The sequence below is a fragment of the Sorangium sp. So ce1335 genome (genome assembly GCF_051521615.1).
Lineage (GTDB): Bacteria > Myxococcota_A > Polyangia > Polyangiales > Polyangiaceae > Sorangium.
In genome coordinates this window covers 8,625,232-8,638,231 of record NZ_CP150363.1, presented here as the reverse complement: position 1 = coordinate 8,638,231, position 13,000 = coordinate 8,625,232, and the positions used below count along the sequence as shown (strand labels likewise).

The window sequence follows — 13,000 nt, the reverse complement described above, 5'->3', positions numbered from 1 at the left end:
TCAAGGTGGCACTTGATTTGTTGAACGAGCGGGGCACACCGCTGGACAAGCAGCAGTTCGACTGGCGCGAGATCGTCAGCATCCCGTCCAGCAAGCTGAACGATGACGCGTTCACCCGCGTCCGGATCATCTTGATGAACGGCATCGAGTCGGAGGCGGTGCGCTTCTCGCACGCCTGTGCTCGCATGAACGGCCCGCTCCAGCGGGAGCTGGCCCTCATCCGCCGCGTCGAGCAGCACCAGCAGACGATGGTGAACTGGCTCCTTCCGGGCGATCTGTCCGTGCTCGAGACCACCATCGGCTTCGAGCAGGTGGCGATCGAGGTCACCGCGTCGGTCGCCATGCGCGAGCCCGACGAGTACATGGCGCAGATCTACCGGTTCGGGATGCTCGAGGACTTCGATCATCTCTACCGCTACTCGGCGCTGATGGATCGGGTGCACGGCAAGGACTCGAACAACATCCTGCAGTGCTACACGGACGTGTGCCCCGGCAGGCCCACGAGCGTGGAGCACCGCCACCCCGACGACGACCTGCGGGCCCCTTACGATCGCAGGACGGCGGCGCCGCTCACGAAGCTCCACGCGCTCACGATCATGGCGGCCGAGCACCAGACGCACGACTACTACATGAACGTCGGGCCGACCTTCGCCGACCCCATGGCGCGGCAGCTCTACGCGGAGATCGCCTCCATCGAGGAGCAGCACGTCACGCAGTACGAGTCGATCATCGACCCGAACGAGACCTGGCTCGAGAAGTGGCTCCTGCACGAGGCCGCCGAGGTCTACAACTACCATAGCTGTGCTCAATCCGAGTCGAACCCCCGGATCAAGGCCATCTGGGAGCGGTTCGTCGATTACGAGCTCGGCCAGCTCCAGCACGTGCGCCGCCTCTTCGAGAAGATCGAGGGGCGCGACGCCGCGGAGATCCTGCCGGCGGAGCTCCCGGATCCCATCGAGTTCCGGAGCCACCGCGAGTTCGTCCGCCGCGTGCTGCAGGGCGAGGTGCACCTGCGCGCGGTCGGCAAGAGCATCGTGGATCCGCGGCAGGTGCCCGAGTCGCCGCAGACGCTCGCCTACCGCGATCGGCTGAACATGGCCGGCTCGCCGTCGGAGACGGTGGCGGCGGGCTACGTGTACGTCCCCGGGACGGAGCTCGCGGTCCAGGCGGCGCAGGGCAGGCAGGCGAACGGTGCGAACGGTAATGGCGCGAAGGTTTACAAGATGAGGTCAGCATGAAGACCGAGACGACCGCGGGGATGAACCGCACCGGAATGGACATGTCGCCGATGGACTCGAAGGAGCTCGTCGTTGGCGCCAGGCTCATGCCGCCGAGCAGCGCGGGCGACGATTCGGCGATCGCGAACGTCATTGCCCATTACGCGCGGCGGGAGGAGCGGGTCGGCACGATGCCTCCTCCTGGCACGCTGAAGGGCGCCGTGAAGACGGCCCTCCAGGCGCTCAAGGGCGAGGCGCCGCTGGTCCTCCTCGACAAGCTGGGCGAGCGCCTCGCCTTCGAGCGGGCGGGCAGCCGGCTATGGAAGGGCGTCCTCGCGAAGTTCGACGCGCTCGGACCGTTCGAGGGCGGCCCGACGCGCGAGGAGATCGAGCTGATCTACAAGGAGGAGTCGGAGCACTTCCTCCTGATCGCCTCGGTGATCCGGGCGCTCGGCGCCGATCCAACGGCCGAGACGCCGCTCGCCGACGTGCACGGGGTCGCCTCGTGCGGCCTGATCAAGGTCGTCACCGATCCGAGGACGAACCTCGCCGACGCGCTGGAGGCGATGCTCGTCGCCGAGCTCACGGACAACGACGCATGGGACGTGCTCATCGAGATGTCCCAGGGCCTCAACGACCAGGAAATCCTGAACCAGTTCATCGCGGCGCGCGCCGCCGAGGCGCGCCACCTCACCATGGTGCGGAGCTGGATCAAGGCGTCGGTGCTCGCCCGGGCGAAGGGCGATCACGCGAACATCGTGTCGAGCTGATCCGGAGGCTCGTCGCGCAGGCCTGAAGGCCTGCGCGGCGTTTCAGCCTGCCCGCTGCTCGAGGACCTCCTCGAGGAAGCTCCGCATCGCGGCCCACGATCGCCTGGCGGCCGCGGCGTCGTACAGGATGCCCGCTTGCGGGAGGTTCGCGCCCGGGTAGGTGAAGGCGTGCATCGCGTGGCCGTAGGCGTGGAGCTGCCAGTCGGCCCTGGCCTCGGTGAGCTCGCGCGCGAGGGCGAGCACGTCGGCGGGGGGCGCCATGGGGTCTTCCCAGCCGTGGAGCACGAGCACCTTGGCCGTGATGGGCGCCTGCGGTCCCAGGTTCGGCGGGTGGAGCACGCCGTGGAAGCTCACGACGCCCCGGAGGCCCTGCGGGGCGCTGCGCGCCAGGTCGAGGGCGCACAGCCCGCCGAAGCAGTATCCGATGGCCGCGATGCGATCCGGATCGGCGAGCGGGTGCCGTCGGGCCGCGGCGAGGCCCGCCAGGAGGCGCCTGCGGAGCAGGCCGCGGTCCTCCATGAAGGGCGCCATGAGCCGGGAGTTGTCCTCCATCTCGGCGCCGCGGACGCCCTTGCCGTACACGTCGAGCGCGAAGCCGACGTAGCCGAGGCCGGCCAGCTCCGCGGCCTTCTCGTGCATGGCCTCGTTCTGCCCTGCCCACGCGTGGGCGATGAGCACGCAGGGCCGCTTCGCGGCGCTGGAGGCGTCGTGCGCGACGTACGCCTCGCAGATCGTCTCGCCCTCGGTGTAGTCGAGGCGTTCGGTATGGATAGGAGGGGGTGGTTGGAGCGGCATGCGGTGTCCCTTTCGGTTCGGTCGAGACAGCGTTCTATCCCGCCCGCATCCGGCGCCGCCACGTCATGAGCTTGGGGGTCTTCGCTCGGCCGGATCTCAGGCCGGCGCGCCCAGCGATCCGCCGCCCACCGCGCCCGCCCCGGTCGCCGGCGCTGCCGGAGAGGCCGGGGAGGCCGGCGCTGCCGGGGTTGCCGGTTTTGCCGGGGAGGCCGGCGCGGCCGGCGCGCCGCTCGCCGCCTCGCCCTTGGTGCCGCCCTGCGCGCGCCGAGCGCTGGACTCGCGGTGGGCGTCGAGCGGGCGGAGGGCCCTCCGGACGGTCTCGATCGTCGCGGGGTCGTCCTCGTCGACCATGCCGGCGACCTTTGTCGCATAGCTCACGATGGCGGACTGGATGGCGCGCACCACGGGGGTGAGGTTGGATGTCGCGGCGGCCTCCTTCTGGAGCCTGTCTTTCACCATCATGTCGTAGCGCGGCACGACGTTGCCGATCTGCTCGAGGAACTCGGGCCCTGCGAGCGCGTCGATCTCCGGCTGGAGCCCCGCTTCCTGGATGTGCTCGACGATGGAGGCCATCACGGTGTTCTGCACGGAGTACTCGGCGGAGAGGAACGACAGGCCGTCGTCGCCGAAGAGCTCGTTGACGAGCTCCCCCGCGCGCCGCGCCTTCGGGAAGCGCTCCGGGGGGAGCATCGAATACGCGACGAGGCGCATGCGCAGCGCCCCGAAGCTCCCGTCGGCCTCCCGGTCGAGGACGCGCCCGTCTTCCTCGGACAGGGCGCCGTTCTCGCGGCGGCGCGCGGTGAGCGGGTGCGGCGCGTGAGGTTCAGGAGGTCATCGTGCGTGTAGGTGAGCTTCAGCTTCGTGTCGGGCAGGCCGCCTTCGATCTCGGCGGACTCAGCATCTACCTCGCCGTGCACCGCCATCGTCCGCGTGAGGCGCCGGCACCACGAGTCTCCGCCGCCGCGCTGCACTCCTTCTGTGTCTGGATCTGGCCAAGCCCTCAGCGTTCGGTGTCGTTCTTGAATGTCTGCGTGACTCTATGCCTGCTGTCTGTTTCTACGGCTTCTCCGTGGCTCGGATCAAGCTCGTTAATCGGATCTCGACGGCGCCCGCTCCCATCATTCGATCATGGGGATATTGAGACGCCGTTTGTGTATCAATTTCTTTCTCTTCTGTGCATTCAAACGAGTCGTCATAGGTCGCCAGCCAGGCACGGCCTGTCGCCTCGTCGATGCGCGCCATCGGCAACATGGGCCAACCCTCAGGCGCCCAATCCTTGAGGACGCCGACCACCGGCCAGTTCTTGCGAAGAATCTCGAGGTCTCCGAATTTTCCAGCTAAAATCGCGTTCTTCGGACTAAGTTTCGTCATGTTCACATCGCTCACTTTCAAAATTCTTGGGCCGAAAAAGTAGCCGAAAGCATGGCCTTCCCCCGTCGCTCGTGCGAGCACACCTATCGCATGTCCCCCGTCGCGTAGGGGTACAAGGAACACGGTGCCATCCGGTGCAGGTCTGCGACGCTTCATAGCTTGTCTCCCAGTCGTAGATACTCCTCTCGTCGTGGATTGGTCGGCGAGATCGGTCTCCTGCGGTTCATGTCTGCTTCGGGATGCTGATCGTAAATGCGCTGCTCGCGACCGCGTTGCGCAGGATAGCTGTCAGTTCGTCGATCGACTTCAAATTCGAGATCTTTCGTCTCTGGGTCTCGGCCATGCTCCCCTTCTCGCCTCCGAAGGTCGTTCGTGCGACCGGTCCGACGGACCTGGCCGGTTTCTGGATCGCGCAACTTGTAGGTACCTCCCTTTGCAACGCCTGCTGTCCCCTGCGGCCCTTGACTCCCGGATCCTTGCGACATCAGCGCCTGCGAGAGCCCCTGGATCCCCGCCGCGATGTTCCCGACCCCACCGACGACGAGCCCGGTCGACACGGCGATCGCAGGCACGCCGATCGCCGCTCCGATGCCGGTGGCGCTCGTGATGCCCCCGAAGATATTACCGGTCAAGCCCCCGGTCGCGACGGCGAGCCCACCCACGATCTGCCCGATGGCCAGCCCCATCCTGGCCTCCGGCGTCCCATGGGCCAGCACGCCCGCGGCATCCAGCAGCCCATGACCGACGCCGGCGAAAGGAACCGCCCCGAGCAACAGCCCGGCGATGAACCCTCCCTCCACCTGCACGTAGGGGTTTTGCGACCAGTCGATCGGCGCTGTGGTCACCGGCTGCGGTACATGCCCCGAGGCGCTTCCGGTCGTGCTGACGTCGACCGGCGGCGCCGCCGCGCCGACCTCGGCGGCCTCGCGAGAGCCCTCCACGACGCGCGGAGGACCTCGAACGATGATTTCTTTACATACGCCGCCCAGGCACGGGTCGACCGTCCCATCCTCGCTGATGATCCCTGGTGTTGACGTCAGGCCAGGCTCCTCCGGAGCTGCCTGGAACCCGCTCGGATCTACGAAGTTGAGCGGGTTGTTGAAGACATAGCTGTACCTGTTCCAGCTCTGGCCGAAGAACGGGAGGGAAACGATCGGGTCCGTGGTCAAGAACCGCCCGATCCTCGGATCGTAGATCCTGCCCTTCATGTTCACGAGCCCGAGCTCGTCGTCGCTCTCGTGCCCGGTGAACCCGTGCGTCGTCTTGCTGGTGAACGACGCCGGCGCGGGCTCCCCCCACGCGGGGTTTCGCCTCTGCCCGAACGGATCGTAGCTCCGCCGTTCGATGACGGCGCCGTCCTCGTCGGTGAGCGCGTCGACCGAGCCGAGGTGGTCGACGTGCACATAGCGCGTGCCGTCGTCCGAGCCTCCCCGGGTGACGATCGCAACGACCCGCTCCGGCGAGTGGACGTGATACCGATGCTCCACGCCGCCCGATGCCGCATCGGTGACCCGCTCGACCAAGTCGCCGAAGTAGAGCGTCTCCTTCTCGGGCGTGGTCTTCCGGATCCGCCTCTGGTCGCCGTCGTAGGCGAACGTGACCGTGCTCGCGCCCTGCGTGATGCGCTCCGGCAGGTCGAACGGCGTGTAGCGCACGGTCGTGCCGCCGGGGCGTGCGATCTGGTTGCCCACGGCGTCGTAAGCGAAGCTCCCCGTGCCCGCGCCGGTGACCGCGTGGGGGTGCAGCGGGTCATCGTAGGACAGCGTTCCGACGTCCGACTTGAAGGTGAGATTGCCGTTCGGCGCGTGGTCGTAGCGGAGCGCGCAGGGCGCCGCGGCGCTCTCGACCTCATTGAAGTACGCGCACGTCAGCCGCTGGAGCGCGTCGTACCTGAAGCGCTCCGTCGTGTTCCGGGGCTGGAGCGCATCGGTGCGGCGTGCGAGGTTCAGGAGATCATCGTACCCGTAGTCCAGGTCTTGTACCTCGGCCGCCCCGCTCTGCGTCACCACGTTCCGAAGGCGCTGCTTGTCGGCGTGGTAGCTCCGTGTCGTGACCGCGCCGTTGCCGAACACCTCCTCTCGAAGTCGTCCTGCGTCGTCCACGCCCGTCAAGCGCCAGTACGCGGCCTTCGTCCGGTCGTCGCGCACCGCGAGCACATGGCCGTGCGCGTCGAGGTCGTGGACCACCACGAACGACGTCGCACCGGCCGGCGTCGGGTACGTGACCGTCTCGATACGGCCGAGATCGTCGTAGCCCAGCCTCGCTTGCAGGGGAGCGCCCTCGCCGTCGATGCGGAGCGAGATCGTCTCGAGCTGGCCGAGGCGGGTGTACCCGTACGTCTTCTCGCTGTCGTGGCTCGCGAGCGTGTGGAGCTCGCCAATCCCGTGCGCCGCGGTGTCCCAGGTCCACTTCGTCGTACGACGCTCGGCGCCATGCCGGTCCACGCGCGTGTCGGGCCGGCCGAGCGCGTCGTACTCCCACGTGGTCTCGCGCCCGAGCGCATCGGTCGACGACGTCAGCTCGCCGAAGCCGTCATGGATCGAGCGCGTCGTGCCCCGATCGGGGTCGTCGAGCTGCCGGACACGGCCGAAGGCGTCGCGCGTGATGCGCGTCACCGCGCCGCCGGGATCGGTGACCGTCTGCAGCAGGCCGAACGGGCCGTGACTGTAACGGGTGATCCCGTCGGCGGCATCGGTGATGGCCTTGGTCCGCCCCAGCGGATCCTGCTCGGTCACGGTCACGTGGTCGAGCGCGTCGGTGACGCGCACGAGCAGGCCGTCGTACTCGGTCGTCGTGACCGCGTTCCACGGCGTCGTGGTACGCACCTCGCGGCCCACAGCGTCGTGCTCGTAGCGCTCGTACAGCCGCTCGCGCTCGGGCGTCTCTTCGCTCACCGGCACCGAGCGCTGCGCGATGTGCTCGCCCAGCGGGTCGTACCCGATCTCTTGCAGGATGCGCTTTGTCTCGCCCGAGCCCTGCGCCGGCTCCGGCTCCGGCTCCGGCTCCGGCCCGTACCACCACCACCGGATCGGGCGACCGAGGCTGTCGAATTCGACCGTATCGTCGGCGCCGCCGGTCGCGGTGCTTCGCTCCATCACGCGCCAGGCATCCTGCCTCGGGCCGCCGTCCTTCGTGCGTGATAGTGCGACCGTCGTCGCCGTGCCGTCCGGACGCCTCTCGACGCCGAGGCGGCCGAAGCCGTCATACAGCCACGCCGTGACGCGCTGATTCGGGTCGACCCGCTTGAGGAGCACGCCCAGCGCGTCGTCGTACGCCACGATCGTCGTGTGCCCGGCCGCATTCACGAGCTTCTCGGGGAACATGCCCTCGTCGTCGAGCTCCGTGCTGGATGTTCGCCGGTGGCCGAAGGCGTCCTCCGCCGTGATGGCTGTGATGTTGCCGAAGTCGTCGCGCGTGTAGGTCAGCTTCAGCTTCGTGTCCGGTAGGCCGTCGTCGCTCTCCGTGGACTCGGTGTCGACCTCGCCGTGGATCGTCGTGGTCCGCGTGAGGGTCCGGCACTCCGAGGTCCCGGCCGCGGCGCTACACTCCTTCTGCGTCTCGAGCTGGCCGAGGACCCAGCGCTCGGTGTCGTTCTTGAACGTCCGCCTGACGTTGAAGGTGAGATCGACGCCGCTCGTCGAGACCTCCTCGGCGCGCACATTGCCGAACGCGTCGAAGTCCGTCACCTTCGACACCGAGTCCTGCAGCAGCGTCGCGCCGCCGCCTCCGGCCTCGATCTGCCGCACGTACGTCTCGATCGCGGGCGGCTGGCCGCTCGGGGGAGGGTAGATCCCTTGCGCTCGCCTCAGACGGCGCTCGGTCGGCAGCGTGAAGTACGTCGCGCCGTCGTTCGTCGGGACGAGCGTCCGCGTCACATCGACGAACGCGAGCTCGATCTGCTCCGGCCTGGGCTGGCCTGGCAGGCCCGGTGCCCAGCGCCACGTCCGCGCGACGCGCCCTGCGAAGGGAAAGACCTGGAGCTCGTCGTCGTACGTGACGTTGTCGTAGACCTCGAGCGTCGCGGCGCCCGTGTCCAGATCGGTGACGAGCCGCTCCCCGAACCCGAGAAATCCCCTGCCCAGCCTGTGGTAGCGCCCGTCGCGGTAGCCGACCTCGAGGCGCCGCGGTCGATCCGCGCCGTTGTTGAGCGCGTACGCGCTGACCACCCGACGAGGTCCCACGACGCAGCGGCGCGGATAGACGCAGTCGTCCGCCGCGCCGGAACGCGCCAGGTAGAGCGGGCGCTCCCGCGCCGGGTCCTCCGCGCTGTCGTCCTCCCCCGCCGCCACGGACGCGTCGGTCAGGTGCCCGTATGAGATGCTCACGTTGGGTACGAAGGCCGGCTCCGTCGGCTCGTGGGCGTTCATGCCATCGGAGATCGCGACCAGCAGATCCTGATCGGCCGCGAGGCTCTCGAAGAGGGTGAACGCGCCGCCGAGCGTCATGACCACGTCCTGAGCGCCGTCCCCGTTGACGTCGCCGGTGCGTGGGCCGCTCGGATCGGCGAGCGTGACCGCATCGCCGAGACTGGCCTCGAACGGCACCTGCGGGTCGACGAGCGTGAACGGCGGCCCATCGCGATCGCCGGTGGCCAGCAGGACGGCCCACGACGGCAGCGCATCGGAGCCGCCCAGCAACATACCCGGCGGGACGGGCGTGAGGAGATCCTGCCGCCCGTCACCATTGAAGTCGAGCGGAACGGCGAGCCGGAAGAACGCGTCCTGATCCGGGAAACCCAGCAGATCGCCGAAGCTGAACGCGTCGACGGTACGGAACGGTGAGGCCACAAAGGTCGGCCCCGTATTGAAGTAGGTTGTGAGCTGGTCGTGGCCGGATCCGGATTCGACGGCATCGGGCAAGCCGTCGCCGTTCGCGTCGAGAAAGATGACCCGGCCCCCTGGACCCACGACAGGGAGCTCGGTATCGAGCACCTCCCAGCGCTCATCGCCTCGGCGCATGATCGCGTCGTAACTCGCTCCGACGACGACCGTCCCGTCGCCGGAGCGCCGCAACGACGGCACGATCAGATCGATCTTGCTGTCGGCGTCGAGGTCGATCGTGTGGAGCTCCGTATTGCAGGGATAGCCGGTCAGCAGTTCGACCGATTCGCCCGTGGCGTCGAATCCCGCGGGGGTCGCGCCGCGCGCGGGTCGCCAGAGATGGACGGTCCACACGGCGGCGAGCGGCAGCGGCGCCTGTCCGTCGCGGGCGTGGTCCTCGCACTGGATCAGATCCGGCATGCCGTCGCCGTCCAGATCGGCAAGGTGCATCGACGCGCCGGGGCTGCTCAACCCGGGCGGCGCGGGCGTGCTCCCGAGCGGAAAGGGCCTGCGGATGCCCGTGTCCTGGAGCGCGAAGGTCCAGTCGGGCCGGGACAGGAGCACATGCCACGTGACCTCGGCGCCGTGGACGTCGTGGAGCAGGACGTCCGCCCGCCCATCGTCGTCGTAGTCCAGGACCGTCCCGAGCTCCGGCTGAAGAAAGGCCGAATTGGACGGCCCACTCGGGTCGGCGACCATCGGCCACTCCTCGCGGAATGCGAGCTCGGCCGGCGCGAGAAAGCCCGGCGGGGCCCGGGGCCCGAGGTTGCGCGCCACCCACCACGCGGTGATCGGGTTCGTCGGTGTGCTGAGCGCCGCGTCCATGTCCGGAATCACGAGGTCGTCGCGGCCATCGCCATCGACGTCGAACACCATCGGGCTCGCCCTCTCGGAGACCGGCTCGTCGATGCCCGTCGTGACCCGCTTGAACCCGGGGGTGGCACGGTTGTAGCGAAACCGTGTGGCGGGCTTGCACACCCCGTCGCTCGCACACTCCTCGACGTGGGTCAGGAGCGTGCGGCGCGTCGCCGGGCTGAGCTCGTAGCCGAAGCCGTAGCGCCGGACCAGGGTATCGCTCGGGCCGAGCATCTGGATCTCGTCCAGGCGAAGCGAGCGCTGGAGCGCCATGCCGCCCGAGTAGCCGGTGCGAATCGCGGCCGGATCCTTCGTCCCATACAGGAAGCGCACCGCCCGCGAAGGAGCGAGCGACGGCGTGCCCTCGAAGCTCGTGTAGCGGATCTCGTCCACCGCATACTCGGCGGCGTGGCCGTCCTCCGCCTCGGCGACGCAGTACGCGTACGTCATGGCGTTGCCCCGGCCGTCGCGGGCCTTGTTCGCGAGCCACGCGCGCGGGGCGCCGGCTCGCGCGAGCGGCTTGCTGCCCTCGGTGCGCCCATACTCGACGACGCGGCCGTCGGGCAGGTGCGCCTCGAAGAAGAGCGCCTCGGCAGGCGCAGCCCCTTCGGGACCGTAGTGCCCGACCACCTTGACGAAGGTATCCGGGAACGTCCGGTATTCGATGCTCCCCGGCCCCTCCTGGACGGGCACGAGGCGCTGGCCGTCGAGGCAGACCGCGTCGTCGCCGTCGTACCGTACGCCGCGGATCTCCCCGTCCTGCGCGAGGTTCTTGGGACATCGCGTGATCGCGGAGAGCCCAGCGATGGAGAAGCCCGCACCGAGCACGCCGTCGCCGCCATCGCTGCGATAGACGAGCTGGAGCCTTGGTCCTATGCCCGCGCGGGAGGGCACGGTGGTCAAGTCCATCGTGTACACGGCCTCCCCGGTGCTCGAGATGGAGAACGTCCCCGGAATGGTGCCGGCCGCGACAGTCTCGACTTCCGGCGCGGGGCGGGCCGTGGCGGGGCCGTGTGTGCCCTCGGTCCGGCAGGCGACGACGCCCTGAGGCGGCCCCAGGGGCGGGCCGCCGAAGAGGCACTGGCATCCCCCCTGCGCGAGCACGCACGCGAGAAACATCAGGAGCGGGATGAACGCCCGGGGTACACATCGCAGAACGAGCGCCATTGCAGACTCCCTCGCACCGAGGAGGCCATGGCGCGGCGGCGCGAGTCAACGGGTGATCTGGAGCCGGATATGCCTTCCTTATGCTGAGCTCGAGGCATCCATCAAGGCGTCTGTGCCCGGCTGGCATCCACGTGGCAACAGGGATTGCGCTGTGTCGAAAGGGCTTTCGGCCGTCAGCGTTGGAGGTGCAGCGGAGAGCGCTGGAGACACGCGCGAGGAGGGTGAGGGGAGGAGGATGCTCTCCGTTCCTGTTCCCCTGCCGCCCTGTCGAGCCGAGGCTCCCGTGGTCACGGGCAGGGGAGGGACGTGCCATGGGAAGCCCTGCCCGGAAGCCTTCCGGGTTGCCGGACGGGTTGTCGACCTGTTCGCGATGCCGGGAGGGTTGCCGGAGGGGTCGTCGACCTGTCGGCGATGCCCGGAGGGTCGCCGGAGGGGTCGTCGACCTGTCGGCGATGCCCGGAGGGTTCCCCGGACAGGTCGACGACCCGCTGGCGATGCCGGGAGGGTTCCCCAGCAGGTCGCCGACCTGCCCGGACACGCCCCCGGGCTTCCTGGAACGGGTCGCCATCGTGCTGGCGCAGGCCGATCGGGATCTTCCCGGAGGTCGTCGACCTGCTGGAAAGGCCGGTGGGCTTTCCGGAAGGGGTGCGCGACCCGTTCCGGAGGTCTCGCGGGTTCCAGCGCCCGCCGGGGCGGCGGGGGAGGTGGCCCCGGTGTGGAAAAATGCGTTGTCGGACGCCGGTCGTGCTCCGTAATTCCACGTGGAGCAGGTCGCAGCCGGTCGTGACCCCCGGCGTCGCCCTGCCTCGGGTGCCTGACGCTCTCGCGGAGTCCCTTGCGCCATCCACGTCTGAACGCCATCGGGTGGAGTCTTGCCGTGTCCCTGCTGCTGGTCGGGTTTCCGGCCCTCGGCCAGGCTCCATCGGGCGGCACGCGGCTTTCCTACACGCGCGGCCCCGGCGCGGAGGGGTGCCCCGACGAGCAGGCGCTCCGGGACGTCGTCGCCGCGCAGCTCGGCGGGACCGACCCGTTCGTGGACGGCGGTGGCCGGCTCATCGAGGTGGTCCTCGGACGCAAGGGGCGCGACTTCCTGGGCGCGATCGCGCTCTACGACGCCGACGGCCGGCGGCTCGGCGGCCAGGAGCTCACCAGCGCGTCCTGCGGGGCGCTCGTGGAGGACGTCGGCACCGCCCTCGTCATCGTGCTGCGCCCGGCGCGCGCGGCGAGGGAGCCGGCGCCGCCGTCCCCCGCACCCCCGCCCCCGGCACCGCCGCCCCCAGCGCCGTCGGAGCCGGCGCCGCCGGAGACCACCTCCTCCACCGCGCCGGAGTCCTCGCCGCGCGCGCCGATCCCGGCCCTGGCGCCTCCGTGCCAGCCTTGCCAGCCGGCAGCTCCGGCGCGGCCCGCGGAGCGCCCGGGCCCCTCGCTGGCCTGGCCGCGGTTTCAGGTCGGCCTGGGGGCGCTGATTGCCGACGGTATCGCGCCGGCCCCGGCGGTCGGGTTCTCGGCGTCCGTGGGGGCTCGGTGGGAGGCGTTCTCGCTCTCGCTGGAGGGAGGTTGGCACCTGCCGGTCGCCGCCGAGCCGTATCGAGGCAGGGTCTACGGCGTGTCGTGGCTCGGCGGCTCGGTCGTCCCCTGCGGACACGTGGCCTGGTTCTTCGGCTGTGGCCTTGTCACGGCGGGCCGCGTGAGGCACTTCGGCATGCTCAACGTCGTGAGGGAGGCGTTGTGGCCCCACACAGGGCTCGGGCTGCGCGGCGGCGTGGAGGTGCCGTTCTCGTACCACCTTGCCGCTCGGCTCACCGGCGAGCTCGTGGCCAACCTCGTGCGTCCCACGCTTCATCTCCATGGCGGTCAGAGTTTTTCCGTGGCCGGCACGTCCAAGGCGGGCGTCTTGCACATCGTCGCCTCGTTCTGACTCAGGTTTCGCCTTTGATGCGACGGGCTGAGCTGGAGGCGATCTTCCAACGAACGTGGCGCGCTCGCCGGGAGCTTCGCGCTCGCT

7 protein-coding genes are annotated in these 13,000 nt (G+C 69.4%); 3 read left to right on the top strand and 4 right to left on the bottom strand.

Annotated features, from left to right (window positions below):
• Nucleotides 1-5 precede the first annotated feature (5 nt).
• Together WMF24_RS31895 and WMF24_RS31890 are read left to right on the top strand one after the other, a co-directional pair.
• Nucleotides 6-1,238, top strand: coding sequence for a hypothetical protein (locus WMF24_RS31895; RefSeq protein ID WP_437731196.1), 1,233 nt, complete (start codon nucleotides 6-8; stop codon nucleotides 1,236-1,238).
• Nucleotides 1,235-1,987: a ferritin-like domain-containing protein gene (locus WMF24_RS31890; RefSeq protein ID WP_437731195.1), complete on the top strand. Its 753-nt coding sequence runs from the start codon at nucleotides 1,235-1,237 to the stop codon at nucleotides 1,985-1,987. The genes WMF24_RS31895 and WMF24_RS31890 overlap by 4 nt, the downstream gene beginning before the upstream one ends.
• Before the next feature lie 42 nt (nucleotides 1,988-2,029).
• Here the strand turns inward: WMF24_RS31890 and WMF24_RS31885 are convergent, their stop codons facing one another.
• The 4 genes from WMF24_RS31885 to WMF24_RS31870 form a co-directional block, all read right to left on the bottom strand.
• Nucleotides 2,030-2,782: a dienelactone hydrolase family protein gene (locus WMF24_RS31885; RefSeq protein ID WP_437731194.1), complete on the bottom strand. Its 753-nt coding sequence runs from the start codon at nucleotides 2,780-2,782 to the stop codon at nucleotides 2,030-2,032.
• 96 nt (nucleotides 2,783-2,878) lie between these two features.
• The gene (locus tag WMF24_RS31880; protein WP_437731193.1) at nucleotides 2,879-3,493 is read right to left on the bottom strand and encodes a hypothetical protein; all 615 of its coding nucleotides are present in this window, start codon (nucleotides 3,491-3,493) and stop codon (nucleotides 2,879-2,881) included.
• Between the two features lie 345 nt (nucleotides 3,494-3,838).
• Entirely contained in the window at nucleotides 3,839-4,309 is a 471-nt protein-coding gene (locus tag WMF24_RS31875; protein ID WP_437731192.1) for an immunity 26/phosphotriesterase HocA family protein, read from the bottom strand.
• A complete protein-coding gene (locus WMF24_RS31870) occupies nucleotides 4,306-10,995 on the bottom strand; it encodes an RHS repeat-associated core domain-containing protein (RefSeq protein ID WP_437731191.1) in 6,690 nt (2,229 codons plus the stop codon). The genes WMF24_RS31875 and WMF24_RS31870 overlap by 4 nt, the downstream gene beginning before the upstream one ends.
• An 877-nt stretch (nucleotides 10,996-11,872) precedes the next feature.
• Between WMF24_RS31870 and WMF24_RS31865 the strand changes: the two genes are divergently transcribed.
• Nucleotides 11,873-12,913, top strand: coding sequence for a hypothetical protein (locus tag WMF24_RS31865; RefSeq protein ID WP_437731190.1), 1,041 nt, complete (start codon nucleotides 11,873-11,875; stop codon nucleotides 12,911-12,913).
• Nucleotides 12,914-13,000 lie beyond the last annotated feature (87 nt).

Coding starts and splice junctions, on each gene's coding strand:
- WMF24_RS31890 (WP_437731195.1), top strand. CDS start 1,235: ATGAAGACCGAGACGACCGCGGGGATGAACCGCACCGGAATGGACATG.
- WMF24_RS31885 (WP_437731194.1), bottom strand. CDS start 2,782: ATGCCGCTCCAACCACCCCCTCCTATCCATACCGAACGCCTCGACTAC.
- WMF24_RS31880 (WP_437731193.1), bottom strand. CDS start 3,493: ATGCGCCTCGTCGCGTATTCGATGCTCCCCCCGGAGCGCTTCCCGAAG.
- WMF24_RS31875 (WP_437731192.1), bottom strand. CDS start 4,309: ATGAAGCGTCGCAGACCTGCACCGGATGGCACCGTGTTCCTTGTACCC.
- WMF24_RS31870 (WP_437731191.1), bottom strand. CDS start 10,995: ATGGCGCTCGTTCTGCGATGTGTACCCCGGGCGTTCATCCCGCTCCTG.